The sequence below is a fragment of the Shewanella sp. K8 genome (genome assembly GCF_028823715.1).
GTDB classification, from domain to species: Bacteria; Pseudomonadota; Gammaproteobacteria; order Enterobacterales; family Shewanellaceae; genus Shewanella; species Shewanella algae.
Genome location: NZ_JAPEHY010000009.1, coordinates 1 through 16,181 on the forward strand (window position 1 = coordinate 1; position 16,181 = coordinate 16,181).

Annotated in this window: 14 protein-coding genes and 1 pseudogene; 5 read left to right on the top strand and 10 right to left on the bottom strand. The window is 51.7% G+C overall.

From position 1 onward, the window contains the following. The 10 genes and pseudogenes from ON072_RS06810 to nadC form a co-directional block, all read right to left on the bottom strand. Nucleotides 1-327 (bottom strand): annotated as a pseudogene (locus ON072_RS06810) (transposase); the annotation flags it as partial. A gap of 74 nt (nt 328-401) precedes the next feature. After that, a complete protein-coding gene (gene mutT / locus ON072_RS06815; RefSeq protein ID WP_144379648.1) occupies nt 402-800 on the bottom strand; it encodes an 8-oxo-dGTP diphosphatase MutT in 399 nt (132 codons plus the stop codon). Then, a complete protein-coding gene (gene yacG / locus ON072_RS06820) occupies nt 800-1,012 on the bottom strand; it encodes a DNA gyrase inhibitor YacG (RefSeq protein ID WP_025886789.1) in 213 nt (70 codons plus the stop codon). The genes mutT and yacG overlap by 1 nt, the downstream gene beginning before the upstream one ends. A 44-nt stretch (nt 1,013-1,056) precedes the next feature. Next, complete coding sequence (zapD, locus tag ON072_RS06825; protein ID WP_028779562.1) at nt 1,057-1,797, bottom strand: cell division protein ZapD; 741 nt, start codon at nt 1,795-1,797, stop codon at nt 1,057-1,059. Then, nucleotides 1,794-2,405 (bottom strand): dephospho-CoA kinase, encoded by a 612-nt coding sequence (coaE, locus tag ON072_RS06830; protein ID WP_144133415.1) that lies wholly within the window; start codon nt 2,403-2,405, stop codon nt 1,794-1,796. The genes zapD and coaE overlap by 4 nt, the downstream gene beginning before the upstream one ends. Continuing rightward, nucleotides 2,406-3,320: a prepilin peptidase gene (locus ON072_RS06835; protein WP_274626003.1), complete on the bottom strand. Its 915-nt coding sequence runs from the start codon at nt 3,318-3,320 to the stop codon at nt 2,406-2,408. Between the two features lie 69 nt (nt 3,321-3,389). Further along, on the bottom strand, nt 3,390-4,655 hold the full coding sequence (locus ON072_RS06840) for a type II secretion system F family protein (RefSeq protein WP_144133986.1): 1,266 nt from the start codon (nt 4,653-4,655) through the stop codon (nt 3,390-3,392). A 158-nt stretch (nt 4,656-4,813) separates the two neighbouring features. Next, complete coding sequence (gene pilB / locus ON072_RS06845) at nt 4,814-6,520, bottom strand: type IV-A pilus assembly ATPase PilB (RefSeq protein WP_274626004.1); 1,707 nt, start codon at nt 6,518-6,520, stop codon at nt 4,814-4,816. After that, on the bottom strand, nt 6,520-6,942 hold the full coding sequence (locus ON072_RS06850) for a prepilin-type N-terminal cleavage/methylation domain-containing protein (RefSeq protein WP_274626005.1): 423 nt from the start codon (nt 6,940-6,942) through the stop codon (nt 6,520-6,522). The genes pilB and ON072_RS06850 overlap by 1 nt, the downstream gene beginning before the upstream one ends. Before the next feature lie 868 nt (nt 6,943-7,810). Beyond that, a complete protein-coding gene (gene nadC, locus ON072_RS06855; RefSeq protein ID WP_025012052.1) occupies nt 7,811-8,671 on the bottom strand; it encodes a carboxylating nicotinate-nucleotide diphosphorylase in 861 nt (286 codons plus the stop codon). 158 nt (nt 8,672-8,829) lie between these two features. Between nadC and ampD the strand changes: the two genes are divergently transcribed. The 5 genes from ampD (at nt 8,830) to aceF (ending at nt 16,067) form a co-directional block, all read left to right on the top strand. After that, nucleotides 8,830-9,408 (top strand): 1,6-anhydro-N-acetylmuramyl-L-alanine amidase AmpD, encoded by a 579-nt coding sequence (gene ampD / locus ON072_RS06860; RefSeq protein ID WP_144133410.1) that lies wholly within the window; start codon nt 8,830-8,832, stop codon nt 9,406-9,408. A 53-nt stretch (nt 9,409-9,461) separates the two neighbouring features. Next, nucleotides 9,462-10,313, top strand: a complete 852-nt coding sequence (gene ampE, locus ON072_RS06865) for a beta-lactamase regulator AmpE (RefSeq protein WP_025012050.1) — start codon at nt 9,462-9,464, stop codon at nt 10,311-10,313. Between the two features lie 275 nt (nt 10,314-10,588). After that, entirely contained in the window at nt 10,589-11,341 is a 753-nt protein-coding gene (gene pdhR / locus ON072_RS06870; RefSeq protein ID WP_025886793.1) for a pyruvate dehydrogenase complex transcriptional repressor PdhR, read from the top strand. A 72-nt stretch (nt 11,342-11,413) separates the two neighbouring features. Further along, nucleotides 11,414-14,080, top strand: a complete 2,667-nt coding sequence (gene aceE, locus ON072_RS06875; RefSeq protein WP_044733568.1) for a pyruvate dehydrogenase (acetyl-transferring), homodimeric type — start codon at nt 11,414-11,416, stop codon at nt 14,078-14,080. Nucleotides 14,081-14,093: 13 nt separating this feature from the next. Then, entirely contained in the window at nt 14,094-16,067 is a 1,974-nt protein-coding gene (gene aceF / locus ON072_RS06880) for a dihydrolipoyllysine-residue acetyltransferase (protein ID WP_107111646.1), read from the top strand. The last annotated feature ends 114 nt before the right edge of the window (nt 16,068-16,181 follow it).

Here is a 16,181-nt window from a genome sequence, read left to right on the forward strand (position 1 = left end):
CGCCCCCATGTGAGATGGTGCTGTGGAGATATTGAGAATGGCTCGACCCGTTTGTCTGGTCAGATTCATCCAGTCTCTGAAGCACAGAGATTTCACCCGACCAGTATCCTCAATGAAGGTATTCTAGGCTCGGGATACTTGCTCAACAATTTGCTCGTAGCAATCGAATACTCGGTTGGAAAGACAGTGTTGTCTGAGCCATTGCCAAACTTGCTCCATTAGATTCAGCTCTGGAGAATAGGCGGGTAGCTTAATCAAAGTGAGATTTGAGAAAGGTATTGCCGTATCCATAGTATGCCAGCCTGCACCATCAACGATGACCTCTGCAGGGGGGATTTTGGATATCTGAATCTGAAAGATAGGGATAATAAGAAAGCCAGCTTAGGCGGCTGGCTTAGGGGTTAGTTTGAAAACTCTGTAAGGATTTTATCAAGAATCGGTTGGTTGGCATCCGGGAAAGTATATTCCTGGAGTTTATCCAAGTGCACCCATTCGACTTCCTGTCCTTCTACGCCATAGGCATTGCCGCTGAATTCAGTGACCAGGTGAATATCCAGTAACACCTGCTTATCTGGATAGTCATAAGACAACAGCATAAAAGGGGTAGAGGCGGCTATGTTAAGCCCGACTTCTTCCGCCAGTTCTCTGGCTAAAGCTTGGGTGACGGTTTCGCCGGTTTCGACTTTACCTCCTGGAAATTCCCATTTTCCTCCCTGGTGCAGATGCCCATGACGCTTGGCCAATAGGATCTGCTTGCCGGATTTAATGATACCGACCGCTACATGTACTCTTTTTGTCATTACTGATCCTTGAAGAAATTACCTTCATCGTAGCCCAGTTCATCCAGCAGTTGTTCATCAAACTCTGGCTTGACCGGGATGGCATGTTTTTCCGAGGCCCAATCACCGAGATCGATGAGTTTACAGCGCTCGCTACAGAAGGGCTTGAATTTGGATTCGGGGGCCCATTCCACCTCTTTTTGACAGGTGGGGCACTTAACAGTGATAGGCATTTTTGTGTCTCTTGGGCTAACTGATGGCGCCCATGGTAAAGAGTTTAGCCGCAGGTCGCCAGTAGGAATTTGACGGTTTTGTCGGAATGCTTTTGTTGTTCGAACTGCACAAAATGAATGGCAAAGCGGTTTCTGTGACCACTAATGGTGGGGTAGCAGCCTTGTTCTGCATCCAGCTTGACTCTGACCAGCGACAAGCTTTGTTGGCTGTCGCCTTGGTAAAAGCCGGCATGGGCTACAGCATCACGATATTCACAGCTCATACGGGTAAGTTGCAACAGCAGACTGATGGGCTGTAGTAGGCTGCTGAAGTGACTGGTCCATTGGAGGTACTCCTGACAGCGTTCTTCCCAAGGCTTGGCCAGCCAAAAGTGCAGTTGTGGCAGATCGAAGTTACAGCAAGCACCAGGCATGCTGAATCTTTGTCTGAGCGCCGATATGAATCTGTCTTGCTTAAGCTGACTGCCGGGGCGCTGTGGACGTTGCAGTTCTTCTCTGGCATGGGAGAATTGCTCGAGATAGTACTGGAGTTGCTGCTGGTCTACATCGTCCTGCTGTTGCCAGCTTTGCAGTTGGATTAATTGGCGGTCGATATCTTTGATGACTTCGCTGCGGTAATCACAGCGTTCGGTGAGTTCACAGAGGGAGAATAGTGGGTAGAAGCATCTATGTTGATGATCTTGCTGGAGGTTATTGTCCAATTGACGGGCGAGATATTCCAGACGCAAATAGCTGCGGATCTTTTCATTTAACGGCTGTTCGAATATCAGTTCTGTCGTGTTCATGGGTGTATAGGATCTGCCAGCTGTAAGTATTTATTATGCAGCGCCAGTACTTGAGCTTGTAGCGCGGTGATTTCTCCCTGATTGTCAATCACATCATCAGCCTTGTTGAGTCGGCTATTGCGGTCGCTCTGGCTATTGATAATGTTTTGAACCTGTTCCTTAGACACCTTGTCCCGCTCAATAGTTCGCTGTAACTGTAATTTTGGTGAAATATCTACCACCAGAGTGCGATTCACCAGTTTATCCAGGCCATTCTCAAAAAGCAGAGGCACCACCATGATGACATAAGGGGAGTTTGCCGCCTTAACCTGTGCCAACATGCGAGAACGTATCATGGGATGCAACAGGGCATTGAGCCATTCCCTGTCTTCCGGATGATGAAATATCTGCTCCCTCAGCGCCGCTCTATTCAGATTGCCTTCGGGAGTCAGCATCTGAGGGCCAAATTTATCGCCAATTTTCCTGAGGCCATCTGAGTCTTTGGCTACTACCTCTCTGGCAATGATATCGGCATCGACCAGGACGATTCCCTGTTCGGCAAACAGATTGGCGACCGTAGTTTTGCCGCTGCCGATACCGCCGGTGAGCCCTACAATAAATTCGGCCATTTAGAGTGTTCCCAAATACCAGTCGACAATCTGTTGCCCCCACACCAAAGCGACCCAACCTGCGATAGCAATATAAGGGCCAAAGGGGATAGGGTTACCCCGTTTAAGGTTCTTGAACAGAATAAGTAAAACGCCTACTAGGGCACCGACCAGAGAAGAGAGCAGAATAATTAGAGGTAACATCTGCCAGCCAAGCCAGGCGCCAAACAGTGCCATCAGCTTGAAATCGCCATAGCCCATGCCTTCCTTGCCGGTGAGCAGTTTAAATAGCCAGTAGACCGACCAGAGGCTTAAATAGCCGGCAGCGGCCCCTATGGTGGCATCGGTCAAATTAGTAAAGGTGCCCGAGATATTAACCAGTAAACCAAGCCACAGTAGCGGCAGGGTAATCTGATCCGGCAGCAGCATTTCATCCAAATCTATCCCGCTGAGGGCTATCAATCCGAAGGTGAGAATAGTGGCGTAAACAAACTGCAGTGTCGGGCCAAAATACCAACCGAGAGTACTGATAAGCAGGGCGGTCAGCAGCTCAAATATTGGGTATCTTGCTGAAATAGCTGTGTTGCAGGAGGCGCATTTACCGCCAAGCAACAAATAGCCGATTATGGGGAGGTTGTGCCAGGGTTTGATATGGGCGCCACAGTTGGGGCAGGCAGACTTCGGCAGTATCAGATTGTATTTGGCCGGATAGTTATCTATCGGTGCATTAAGCTTGGCTTCACCCAGCTGTTTGGCGAATTCGGGTTGATATTCCTGCAGGTATTGATTGCATTCCTGCTGCCATTCGCGCTTCATCATTACCGGCAGGCGGTGGATCACCACATTGAGAAAGCTGCCTATCACTGAGGCAAACAAAAAACAGAGAATAAGAAAGAGCCACTGGTTGTGGCTCAATACGGAAATAAATTCTGACATGCGATATTAAGCGACCCTAAAAACAGTTAAGTGTTGGTTTTATTATTACACTTCGGCGAATAGCCAGCCTTAACCTACCACTTTACCCAAGTTGAAGATAGGTAGATACATGCCGACGATTAGGCCGCCGACTATGGTGCCGATAACTACCATCATAATGGGTTCTATCAGGCTGGAAAGGCCATCTACGGCATCGTCTACCTGCATCTCGTAAATATTGGCGACTTTGTTGAGCATATTATCCAATGAGCCGGATTCTTCACCTATCATCACCATCTGGATCAACATATCGGGAAACAGCTTGGTAGTGCGCATAGCCACGTTCATCTGCATTCCGGCCATCACTTCGGTACGCACATTCAACAGCGCCTTGCGGTAAACATAATTACCGGAGGCGCCGGCGGCAGACTCCAGTCCATCAATCAGCGGCACCCCGGCGGCAAAGGTGGTGGCCAATGTGCGGGCAAACCGAGCCATGGCGCCTTTATGGAGAATTTCTCCTATTAAAGGGATCTTAAGCATCATTTCATCGATACGATTGCGGAAGTGCTCAGAGTTACGATGAGCACGTATAAACAGCCAGATACCGATAACAATACCGGCTAAAAACAGGTACCAGGTGTTTTGTAGCCAACGACTGATATTGACAATCAATTGGGTAAAGGCAGGAAGTTCAGCACCAAAACCTTTAAAAATATCCTCAAATTGAGGTACTACAACGACTAGCAATAAAGCTGTTACTGCAATGGCGACAATTACTACAGCCGCGGGATAGAACATGGCTTTCTTGATTTTCGACTTAAGGGCCTCTGATTTTTCTTTATAGGTGGCGATACGGTCGAATACGGCATCCAAAGAACCTGAATGCTCACCGGCGGCCACCAAGTCGACATAGAGGTCGTCAAAATAGACTCTGTGTGGGCGGAGGGCATCTGAGAGTGGTATACCGGCCTGGACATCGGCCAGCACAGTGCCTAGAAGGACTCGTATCTTGTTTTTTTCATGGCCGCGAGCTATTAATTCGATGGAAGTAACCAGTGGCACGCCGGCAGCCAGCATAGTGGCTATCTGACGGGTGATCACCGCAATATCCATCGGCTTAATCTTTTTATCGCCAAACATGGACGCTGATTTTTTACGTACCGTTTTGGGATTGATCCCCTGGCTTTTAAGCAGGGTTTTTACTTCGGTGATACTGGTGCCACGCAGTTCGCCGGAGCTGAGTTTGCCGTCGCGATTATGCCCCTTCCAGGTAAAGGTATGGATCTTGGGTTGGGCCTTGGCGCCTTTATTTTTGGCTTTATTGTTTTTAGCTGTCGCCGTTGCAGTTGCCATAATTGTTCCTTGCAATATGCTTATTTGCTAGCTTGCCTTAATTTTAGTCAGAGTCACGGGCGAATGCTTATTCACTGGCTCGCTGGCAGTTATCTATTTGATTAGTCCCAGAGTTGTATCATTTCTCCGAGCCTCCAATAGGCATAATAATAATTCAATCAGTAGCTGGTGACCCGATTTATCTCGGCAATGCTGGTGACGCCTTGAATTACTTTTAAAAGGCCAGAAAGGCGCAGATCGCGCATCCCTTGCTGCTTGGCCGTGGCGGCAATCTGCAGCGAATTACCGCCCTCCATAATGGTTCTGGCTATTTCATCGGACATCTTCATTACCTCATAGATACCGACCCGGCCCTTATAGCCACCGGAGCAGAGCTCGCAGCCACAGGGCTTGTAAGGGGTAAAGCCTGCGTCTATCTGCTGCTGAGTGAAGCCCAGTTGCAGCAGTTCATGCTCAGGGATCTCTTCCGGTTGACGGCATTCGGGGCAGAGGCGGCGGGCCAGGCGCTGGGCAATAATCAGATTGACTGAACTGGCAATGTTATAACCAGGGACACCCATGTTGAGCAGGCGGGTGAGGGTTTCGGCCGATGAGTTGGTATGCAGGGTCGAGAGTACCAAGTGGCCGGTTTGTGCCGCCTTAATGGCTATTTCGGCGGTTTCCAGGTCGCGAATTTCCCCCACCATCACCACATCCGGATCCTGACGTAAAAAGGAGCGCAGCGCCGAGGCGAAGGTTAATCCGGCCTTGGTGTTGATATGTACCTGGTTGACCCCTTCCAGGTTGATCTCCACTGGGTCTTCAGCGGTGCTGATATTGCGCTCTTCGGTATTGAGGATATTGAGGCCAGTATAAAGGGAAACGGTTTTGCCTGAGCCGGTAGGGCCGGTTACCAGAATCATCCCCTGGGGTCTTGCCAGCATCTCCAGGTAGGCTTGTTTTTGGTCTTCCTCATAGCCGAGTTTTTCGATTCCTAATTGCGCGGAAGAGGAGTCGAGGATCCGCATCACTATTTTTTCACCCCAAAGGGTGGGCAGAGTACTGACCCGAAAATCGATACTCTTGTTGCGGGACAGCCTCATCTTGATGCGGCCATCCTGAGGGACCCGGCGTTCGGCGATATCAAGTTTGGACATTACCTTCAAGCGGGCTGAGATACGGCCTGAGAGGGAAATGGGTGGCTCAGATACTTCGTGGAGGATGCCATCGATACGAAAGCGAATGCGGTAGCGTTTTTCGTAAGGCTCGAAATGCAGATCCGATGCCCCCTTACGGATGGCATCGGTCAAAATCTTGTTGATATAGATGACTATGGGGGCGTCATCTTTACTTTCACCCTCTTCCTGTTGACGCTTGTCGGTGTCGGTGACCTCGATACCTGCGAGAGACTCCTCATCGAGACCATCCAGTTCCAGTGAACTCAAGTCTTCTTCGAGCACTTTTTCCAGCGCTTTACTGAGTTTATCTTCCTCCACCAGTATCGCTTCGGCGTGCAGGCCTGCGCTGAACTGAAAGTCCTCCAGGGCGGCGATATTGGTGGGGTCAGAAGTGGCGATATAGAGGCGGTTGCCACGCTTGAATAACGGCAGGCAGCGGTGTTTTTCGATCAGTTTTTTATTGAGAAACTCTTCCGGAATACTGCTTAAATCAAACTCATTGAGATCCAGCAGTGGAGTGCCGTATTCTTCATAGCAGAGTTCGGCAATAGTTCGTGCTGACAAAAGTTGACTGGTCACCAGAGTGGTGACCAGTGAATGTCTGTTTTTCTGGGATTGTTTGACTGTATCAGTTAACTGACTTTCAGTCAGCAAACCTTTGCGGATAAAAAGAGTCGATAATCCCAGATGAAGACCCGATGTAGGCATTAATTTAACCCAGCACCTTCCTCACACTGAGCTTTGGTAGCCTTCGCTGTGTCTTTAGTGTCTGCAGTGTAACCTACACCACCAGTATTACTAATTGCAGCAACAACAGTACAGGTGCCGTCATCATAAGTTAAGTCAAGAGCAGTGGCTTCTGCTGGAGTTGCACTACCAGTCACTTTAGAGTCGGTGGCTGATAATTCAGTGCCCAAGCTAGTGCATCCAACTCCTGTTTGGATACAAGCTTGAGCTTTTTGAACATAAGAGCTAACGCCTTTCATTGCAGCTGCACCATGAGAGGTGGCTACATACTCACGATAAGCTGGCAGTGCGATTGCTGCGAGAATACCGATAATGGCTACTACGATCATCAGTTCGATCAGGGTGAAACCCTGAGCGCGTTTGTTAAGTTTGATACCTTTCATTTGCTTTCTCCATCGTTGCCTTCTTGAGCGAATCGGTAACTTAGTCCCTGTTACTCTTATTCCTTACCAGCCTGAAACCTGTTCAGTTGCGTTGCTGGCGATTCCAGCTCGGGTGGCTTTATGCCCCAGAGCGTGTTGGATCAGACTCAATCAGTTCAGCAAAACCATTTAAGTTTATCGTATGTCGTTCCGGCAAACCGCACCTCAAGGAACTGAGTATTTACTCAAAGCATGTATTTTACAGTTGTAACTGCGTTATGCCATAAACAAATATCAGTTTGGGTGGTTACCTTGTCGGTGAGGTTGGCCAAAAACGGCCATCTCGCCTGCCATAAAAGTTAGTATAAAGTTACTGAAAATGGAATCCACAATCGGTAAAAAGCAGCGTAAATTTCGGAAAAAAATCAAAAATGTTACTGATCACCAAGTTTTACCGGCAACAGTATTTTGACAGTTGCTGAAATAAGTGTCAGGGAAGTGGCGTTGTCAAAAAAATATACAATTTCATCATTTGCTTAAATACAATTGTTGCAGTTTTGTTTCTTGGTGATTGGTTGGGTTGTGAGCAAGCATTTACCTGTTTGCAACCGGTATCAGGACTGGCCAAGCAGCTGATTAAGAGCATCATTGACTGATGCTTACTGACATATTGCTGAATAGCTGTTCTAGCTATTTGAATATGATGGTGTTTTGTCGATTATGAGGGGGCCTGTCTGGCAAAGTTCACCTTGGTACGACTTCTTGGAACTTATCGATTTGCGCCAAGTACTTTACCACGGCTTGCTTCAGCTGTAGGTTTAACCGCTATCCGTTGGGCCCAGACTGGAAAGGCATACCCATAAAAATTCTGGGTATGCCCCAGAGGTTATCAGCCCTTGAGGCGCATGGAGAGATCCATGGCTCGCACATGCTTGGTCAGAGCTCCGACCGAGATATAGTCGACGCCGGTTTGGGCGAAAGCCGCTATGGTTTCCAGCGTGACATCGCCGGAGACTTCGAGTTTGGCGCCAAGCCCTTTGGCCTTGAAACCGTTATTGAGCTCAACTGCCTGCAGCATCATAGTCACATCGAAGTTGTCCAACATGACTATGTCGGCGCCGGCTTCCAGTGCCTGAGCCAGTTCTTCCAGATTCTCTACTTCCACTTCCACAGGTTTTTCGGGGCGTAGCTCACGGGCTGCGGAGATGGCATTGGCGATACTGCCACAGGCCATAATATGATTTTCTTTGATCAGGAAGGCATCGAACAAACCGATACGGTGGTTTTTGCCGCCACCGCAGGTAACGGCATATTTCTGCGCCGTGCGCAGGCCGGGAAGCGTCTTGCGGGTATCGAGCAAGCGGCACTGGGTGCCAACCAGCTTGTCGCAGTAGACTTTGGTCAGGCTGGCCACGCCTGAGAGGGTTTGAATAAAGTTCATCATGGTGCGCTCGCCGGTGAGCAACAGGCGCGCCGGGCCGGAGAGTTCACACAGCAGCTGATTGGGCAGCACAAGGTCGCCATCATCCACATGCCAGTGCAGCGCCACTTCACCTCCGAGCTGATTGAATACCTGCTCGGCCCAGGCCTTACCGCAAAAGACACCTTCTTCGCGGGTAATAAGGGTGGCTTCGGCGTGTTTATCTTCGGGGATCAACAGGGCGGTGATATCGCCCTCGGAGGCCTTCTGGTGGCCAAGGTCTTCGTCCAGTGCGGCTTTGACACTGACCCTGATATCATTTTCGAGCATGATGCGCGTCCTTGATTGACTCGGGATTACTGGGGAAATTTATGCTGCTAGATTAGCATAATAAGGGGCGCTGCTGGTATTGTGTTGGAGGCACAATTGGCTGTGGCTAGGCTCGAAGTTATTTTGAGCCAATGTGACTGCAGCCAAGGTGCTGCTGTATGTATGGTTATCAGAGTCAGGGGAGTGAGCATTTGGCGCAAAAGCTATGGGTTGAAGGCTGGTATAAAGAGGCTGAGCCCAGCCCTTCACCTCACTTTAATCACAGGCCCGATGGCGAGGTGAGCCTTTTGGTGATCCATAATATCAGTCTGCCGGCCGGCCGCTTTGGTTTGCCTTATATAGAGCAGCTATTTTTGGGTACTCTGGACACCGAGGCCGATGCCAGTTTCGCCGGGCTGAAAGGACTGGAAGTTTCGGCACATTTTCTGATTCGCCGTGATGGCGAGTTGCGCCAATTTGTTTCTGTGGATCAGCGCGCCTGGCACGCCGGGGTATCAAACTTTGAAGGTCGCAGCGGCTGCAATGATTTTGCCGTTGGTATAGAGCTGGAGGGCACAGATGATTCCGGCTTTACCGAAGAGCAGTATCATAAACTTATTACCCTGACCCAGAGTTTGCAGCAGGCTTACCCGGATATCACCAAAGAGAGAATAGTGGGTCATAGCGATATCGCGCCGGGGCGCAAGACAGACCCAGGCCCGGGATTTGATTGGCAAAGATATTTACAGGCGTTGTGACTGGTGTAGCTCTGTTATGGCCGCAGGCCTCAAGATAGCAAGGAGAAGAAAAGATGGCACTGTTTTCCCTGTTGGTCGCAATTATTGTTGAACGTTTGAAGCTCTTGCCTGCCCGCTGGCAGTTGGACAGCGGGTTGCGCTGGTATCAAAAGCAGATGTTTACCGACAGCCAGCTAGGTACTGTGGGCGGTATGATACTGGCGCTGCTATTGCCTGCCGTGACAGTGGCAGTGGCACTATGGGTAGTGAATGGATGGTTCTGGGGTTTGCCTTCGCTGCTGTTGTGGGTGGCGCTGGCGGTAGTGTGTTTTTCCCATCAGTATCAAAGACGCCTGTTTAAGCGTTATGTGCAGGCTGCCTGCCGTGGTGATGTGCAGGCCAGTTTTCATTTTGCCGGTGAGCTGGATTGCAGTGAGTGCCTGGATGCGGTCAGCGAGCGTGAACTGGGCAGCCGGGTGGGGCAGAGCGTAGCCTGGCTCAACTATCGTTATTATGGCGCCGTGGCGCTGTTCCTTATCTTGTTTGGCCCTGTAGGCGCCGTGTTTTATTGCAGCGTGCGTTTTTTTGATGAAAGGCGTCAGCGCCTTGGCAAAGAGTGGCCCGTGGTACATACCCTGCTGTATTGGCTCGATTGGTTGCCGGCACGGATAATAGGCTTTGGCTATGTGCTGTGCGGCCATTTCAGTAATGCTTTTCCCCGTTGGTGCCAACTGGCATTGAGTCTGGACTCTAAGCCGAGGGAAATAGTGACAGAAGTGGCCCTGGCCGCCGAAACCCTGCCGGAAGATGAAGATGTGCCGGTTTCAGTACAATCTACCTTGGCACTGCTGGCTCTCAGTAAGCGCAACTCGACCTTGCTGATCACTATTTTGTCGCTGTTGACCATCTTTGGTCTGGTCAGTTAAGCAAGCGCTGAACCGGCTTGGGCGCTTTGACAAGGCAAACATTGTTGATAAAGGCGTGTTTGCCGCAACTTTCCTAGGTTGAGCAGCGGTGAAGGAATAGGCTGGTTGAGGCTTGTTAATTGGTCTGACCCCAGAAGAAAAAATATAGGCTATGCTCACACATCGTGAGTTGACTTGATGCAGATCACTAACTGGACTTTAAAAGTGTGATTTGATAAAGTGCGCTCACTCGTAGAAATTGGTAAGACCAATTTACAATAGGAGCTGAGGGCCAGATGGCTTATAGCAAAATCAGTCAGCCAAAGATTTCTGACGTCATCATGAATCAGTTGGAACAGATGATCCTTGAAGGCAGCCTACAGCCGGGTCAGAAGTTACCTCCTGAGCGCGAGTTGGCGTTGCAATTTGAAGTCTCCCGCCCCTCACTGCGGGAAGCGATTCAAAAGCTGGAAGCCAAAGGATTACTGCTGCGCCGTCAGGGCGGTGGTACCTACGTCAAAGAACAGTTATGGCAGAGTCTTGCCGATCCCATAGTCGAACTTATGCAGGGTGATCCGGAGAGTCAATACGACTTGCTGGAGTTCCGTCATGCCACCGAAGGCATGATGGCCTATTTTGCCGCCCTGCGCGGAACAGACGCCGATATGCAGAATATCAAGCGGATGATCCAGGAAGTGGAAGACGCCGAGGGTATCGAAGCGCAAGCCGCTGCCATTGTGCATTTTTACCGGGCAGTGGCCGAGGCATCACACAATGTTGCCATGCTGCATCTGGTACTGAGTTTAACTCCTGTGCTGCATCAAAATGTGGCGCAAAACCTGGAGCTTCTGAGCCGTCGCGAAGAAGCTTCTTCCATGGCAAATGAACATAGGCGGGCCCTGTTGGCCGCAATTGTTCGCCGCGATCCCGAAGCCGCGCGTGAAGCATCCAATGACCACTTGAGTTATATCGAGGAAGTCATGTTGTCGGTACGGGAAGAAGATAGCCGGTTGCAGCGTAGCCTGCGCCGTTTGAAGAGCGGCGTGTAGCCCAGGGGCGGCCCAGTGCCCACCTTAGGACGTCGTAATCACTATTAATACAATGTATAGAAGGACAGTGTCATGTCTGAAAATATGCTACAAGACTTGGATCCGTTAGAGACACAGGAATGGGTAGAATCCCTGCAGGCCGTATTGGAGCAGGAAGGTCCCGAACGTGCTCATTACCTGTTGGAAAAGCTGATCGAAAAGGCTCGCCGTAACGGTACTCACCTGCCTTACACTGCCACTACTGCTTACCTGAATACCATTCCTGCCGGGCAAGAACCTCATATGCCGGGCAACCAGGAGATGGAACGTCGCATTCGCGCCATTGTGCGTTGGAACGCGTTGGCCATGGTACTGCGTGGTTCCAAGAAAGATCTGGAGCTTGGTGGTCATATTTCCAGTTTCTCATCCAGTGCCACTATCTATGATGTGTGCTTTAACCACTTCTTCCGTGCTCCCAACGAGAAAGATGGCGGCGACCTGGTTTACTTCCAGGGTCACATCGCCCCCGGCATCTATGCCCGCTCTTTCCTCGAAGGTCGTCTGAGCGAAGAACAGCTGGCCAACTTCCGTCAGGAAGTGGATGGCAAAGGCCTGTCCTCCTATCCGCATCCCAAGCTGATGCCTGACTACTGGCAGTTCCCTACGGTTTCCATGGGGCTGGGTCCTATCCAGGCCATCTATCAGGCGCGCTTCCTCAAGTACCTGACTGACCGTGGCATTAAGGATTGCTCCGAGCAAACCGTATATTGCTTCCTGGGCGACGGCGAGTGTGACGAGCCGGAAGCACTGGGTGCCATCGGCCTGGCCGCTCGTGAAGAGCTGGATAACCTGGTGTTTATCGTTAACTGTAACCTGCAGCGTCTCGACGGCCCTGTGCGCGGTAACGGCAAAATCATCCAGGAGCTGGAAGGTGAATTCCGCGGCGCCGGTTGGGAAGTGGTCAAGGTTATCTGGGGTCGTTACTGGGATCCATTGCTGGCCCGTGACACCAGCGGCAAGTTGCTGCAACTGATGAACGAAACTGTTGACGGTGAATACCAGAACTGTAAAGCCAAAGGCGGAGCCTGGACCCGTGAACACTTCTTCGGTAAGTATCCTGAAACTGCCGAGATGGTAGCCAACATGTCAGACGATGACATCTGGCGCCTGAACCGCGGTGGTCACGATCCGGTGAAAATTTACGCCGCGCTCGATAAAGCCAAGAAGACCAAGGGTCGCCCAACCGTGATCCTGGCCAAGACAGTCAAGGGCTATGGTCTGGGTGATGCCGGTGAAGGCAAGAACATTGCCCACAACGTCAAGAAGATGGATATTGAAGCCATTCGTCACTTCCGTGACCGCTTCAACATTCCAATCCCTGACGACAAGCTGGAAGAGATCCCCTTCTACCATCCTGGACCGGATTCCGAGGAGGTCAAATACCTCAAGGAACGCCGTGAGGCCCTGATGGGTTATCTGCCTGCCCGTCGGCAGAAGTTCAGCGAAGAGCTGCAGGTGCCTTCACTGAAGATTTTCGATGCGATTCTCAAAGGCTCCAACGGCCGTGAGATCTCTTCTACCATGGCCTTTGTGCGGGTATTGACCGCCTTGCTGAAAGACAAGGGCATAGGTAAGAAGATAGTACCTATCATCCCGGATGAGGCCCGTACCTTTGGTATGGAAGGTCTGTTCCGTCAAGTGGGTATTTACGCTCACGAAGGCCAGAAATATGTGCCTCAGGATGCGGATCAGGTTGCTTACTATCGTGAGGACAAGTCCGGTCAGGTACTGCAGGAAGGAATTAACGAGCTGGGCGCCATGTCCTCTTGGGTATCGGCTGCGACCAGCTACTCGGTCAATGATACGCCGATGATCCCTTTCTATATCTATTACTCCATGTTCGGTTTCCAGCGGATCGGCGATCTGGCCTGGGCCGCCGGTGACATGCGCGCCCGTGGCTTCCTGGTAGGTGGTACTTCCGGCCGGACTACGCTGAACGGCGAAGGCTTGCAGCACCAGGATGGTCACAGCCACATTCTGGCCAACACCATTCCTAACTGCATCAGCTATGACCCAACCTATGGTTATGAAATTGCCGTTATCGTTCAGGATGGTATTCGCCGCATGTATGGTGAAGATCAGGAAGATATCTTCTACTACCTGACCACAATGAACGAGAACTATGTTCAGCCTGAAATGCCACAAGGCGTGGAAGAGGGCATAGTCAAGGGTATCTACAAGTTGGAAAGCGTTGCCGGTTCCGGCAAAGGCAAAGTCCAGCTGATGGGTTGCGGCACTATCCTCGAGCAAGTGCGCAAGGCGGCACAGGCGCTGGCGAAAGACTTCGGTATCAGCACAGATGTGTTCAGCGTTACCAGCTTCAACGAACTGGCGCGTGATGGCCAGGCAGTTGAGCGCTGGAACATGCTGCACCCAACAGAAACCGCCAAGGTGCCTTATGTGAGCACAGTGCTGGCCAAAGATGCGCCTGCCATTGTGGCGACCGATTACATGAAGATCTACGGCGAGCAACTGCGCGCTTACGTGCCTTGTGACTACAAGGTGCTGGGTACCGACGGTTTCGGCCGCTCTGACAGCCGTGCCAACCTGCGTCACCACTTCGAAGTGGATGCCAAGTTTATCGTGGTTGCTGCGCTCAAGTCGCTGGTGGACCGTAACGAGCTGCCGGTAGATGTTCTGGCCAAGACCATTGCCGAATACGGCATCGACGCCGACAAGATCGACCCACAGCACGCGTAAGAGGGGAAGCAGAATGGCTGATATGAAACAAGTACTGGTTCCCGATATTGGCGGGGACGAGGTACAGGTTATTGAGATCTGTGCCAATGTGGGTGACAGCCTGGCGGCTGAAGACTCCATTATTACCGTTGAAAGCGACAAGGCGACCATGGATATTCCTGCGCCATTCGCCGGTGTGCTCAAAGAGCTGAAAGTGGCCGTTGGCGACAGCGTGTCTGAAGGCACCTTGATAGCCTTGATGGCTGCCGAAGGCGCAGAAGCAGCACCTGTTGCAGAAGCGCCCAAGGCAGAAGCTGCGCCTGCCCCGGCAGCGGCTCCCGCTCCAGCACAGGCGGCGCCGGCCGCACCTGCAGCCGGCGGCAGCCAGGTCATCGAAGTGACAGTGCCGGATATTGGCGATGCCGCAGATGTCGATGTTATTGAGGTGCTGGTGAGCGAAGGTGAGGCTATCGAAGCCGATGCCGGGTTGATCACGCTGGAAACCGATAAGGCGACCATGGATGTACCTTCGCCTCAGGCGGGTACAGTCAAGTCACTGAAAGTGAAGGTTGGCGACAAGGTTTCGCAGGGCTCTTTGGTATTGCTGCTGGAAGTTGGTGCTGCTGCCGAAGCACCACAAGAGCCAGCGGCTCAAGCAGCCGCACAGCCGGCGGCCGCTCAGGCAGCTGCGCCTGCCAAAGTTGAAGTGAAAGAGATTGCCGTTCCCGATATCGGTGATGCTGCCGATGTGGACGTTATCGAAGTGCTGGTGGCGGTAGGTGATGAGATCAGTGCCGATCAGGGGTTGATCACGCTGGAAACCGACAAGGCGACCATGGAAGTACCGGCGCCCTTCGGTGGCAAGCTGGTTTCTCTGACCGTCAAAGTGGGTGACAAGGTGTCTCAGGGCAGCGTGATTGCCACAGTTGAGACCCAAGGCGCCGCAGTGGCTTCTGTTGCTGCACCGGCAGAAGCCCCTGCTCAGGCAGAGGTAGCAGCTCCGGCACCGGCGGCTGCGCCTGCAGCGCAGAGTCGTCCACCTGTGCCGCATCATCCGAGTGCCGGTGCCCAACCTAACACAGGTGCGGTACACGCTTCTCCGGCGGTACGTCGCCTGGCCCGTGAGTTCGGTGTTGACCTGACTCAGGTGAAAGGTACAGGTCGCAAGGGCCGTATCCTCAAAGAGGATGTGCAGGCCTATGTGAAATATGAACTGTCTCGGCCCAAGGCTACGGCGGCGACCTCAGTCGGCGGCGGCAGTGGTCTGCAGGTTATCGATGCACCTAAGGTGGACTTCAGCAAGTTCGGTGAAGTGGAAGAAGTACCACTGACCCGGATCCAGAAGATCTCCGGCCCTAACCTGCACCGCAACTGGGTGACCATTCCCCATGTGACTCAGTTCGATGAGGCTGATATCACAGAGATGGAAGCTTTCCGTAAGCAGCAGAACGAACTGGCTGCCAAGCAGAAGCTGAATGTGAAGATCACTCCGCTGGTGTTCATGATGAAGGCGGTTGCCAAGACGCTGCAGCAGTTCCCGGTATTCAACTCCAGCCTGAGCCCGGACGGTGAATCGCTGATCCGCAAGAAGTACTTCCACATCGGGGTGGCGGTCGATACGCCAAACGGTTTGGTTGTGCCTGTGGTGCGTGATGTGGACAAGAAAGGCATTATTGAGCTCAGCCGCGAGCTGACCGAAATTTCGATCAAGGCCCGCGACGGCAAGCTCAAGGCAGCCGACATGCAAGGCAGCTGCTTCACTATCTCAAGCCTGGGTGGTATCGGCGGTACCGCGTTTACGCCTATCGTCAACTATCCGGATGTGGCGATTCTCGGGGTGTCCAAGTCTGAGATCAAGCCCAAGTGGAACGGCAAAGAGTTTGAGCCAAGGCTGATGTTGCCACTGTCACTGTCTTATGATCACCGGGTGATCGACGGGGCCCTGGCGGCACGCTTCAGCGTCACTCTGTCAGGTATCTTGTCCGATATTCGTACAATGATCCTCTAACACAACAGGCTGCCCCTCGGGGCGGCCTTTTGTTTATTGTGATCAGTGTCAAACACGGGTTAAAATGCGCCCACCTTACGAGACAAGCACTTTCGAGCTGGCGCATCGCAGGTT

Excerpts from the sequence above, each read along its gene's own strand:
- mutT (WP_144379648.1), bottom strand. The coding sequence starts at position 800 with ATGACAAAAAGAGTACATGTAGCGGTCGGTATCATTAAATCCGGCAAG.
- yacG (WP_025886789.1), bottom strand. The coding sequence starts at position 1,012 with ATGCCTATCACTGTTAAGTGCCCCACCTGTCAAAAAGAGGTGGAATGG.
- zapD (WP_028779562.1), bottom strand. The coding sequence starts at position 1,797 with ATGAACACGACAGAACTGATATTCGAACAGCCGTTAAATGAAAAGATC.
- coaE (WP_144133415.1), bottom strand. The coding sequence starts at position 2,405 with ATGGCCGAATTTATTGTAGGGCTCACCGGCGGTATCGGCAGCGGCAAA.
- ON072_RS06835 (WP_274626003.1), bottom strand. The coding sequence starts at position 3,320 with ATGTCAGAATTTATTTCCGTATTGAGCCACAACCAGTGGCTCTTTCTT.
- ON072_RS06840 (WP_144133986.1), bottom strand. The coding sequence starts at position 4,655 with ATGGCAACTGCAACGGCGACAGCTAAAAACAATAAAGCCAAAAATAAA.
- pilB (WP_274626004.1), bottom strand. The coding sequence starts at position 6,520 with ATGCCTACATCGGGTCTTCATCTGGGATTATCGACTCTTTTTATCCGC.
- ON072_RS06850 (WP_274626005.1), bottom strand. The coding sequence starts at position 6,942 with ATGAAAGGTATCAAACTTAACAAACGCGCTCAGGGTTTCACCCTGATC.
- nadC (WP_025012052.1), bottom strand. The coding sequence starts at position 8,671 with ATGCTCGAAAATGATATCAGGGTCAGTGTCAAAGCCGCACTGGACGAA.
- ampD (WP_144133410.1), top strand. The coding sequence starts at position 8,830 with ATGTATGGTTATCAGAGTCAGGGGAGTGAGCATTTGGCGCAAAAGCTA.
- ampE (WP_025012050.1), top strand. The coding sequence starts at position 9,462 with ATGGCACTGTTTTCCCTGTTGGTCGCAATTATTGTTGAACGTTTGAAG.
- pdhR (WP_025886793.1), top strand. The coding sequence starts at position 10,589 with ATGGCTTATAGCAAAATCAGTCAGCCAAAGATTTCTGACGTCATCATG.
- aceE (WP_044733568.1), top strand. The coding sequence starts at position 11,414 with ATGTCTGAAAATATGCTACAAGACTTGGATCCGTTAGAGACACAGGAA.
- aceF (WP_107111646.1), top strand. The coding sequence starts at position 14,094 with ATGGCTGATATGAAACAAGTACTGGTTCCCGATATTGGCGGGGACGAG.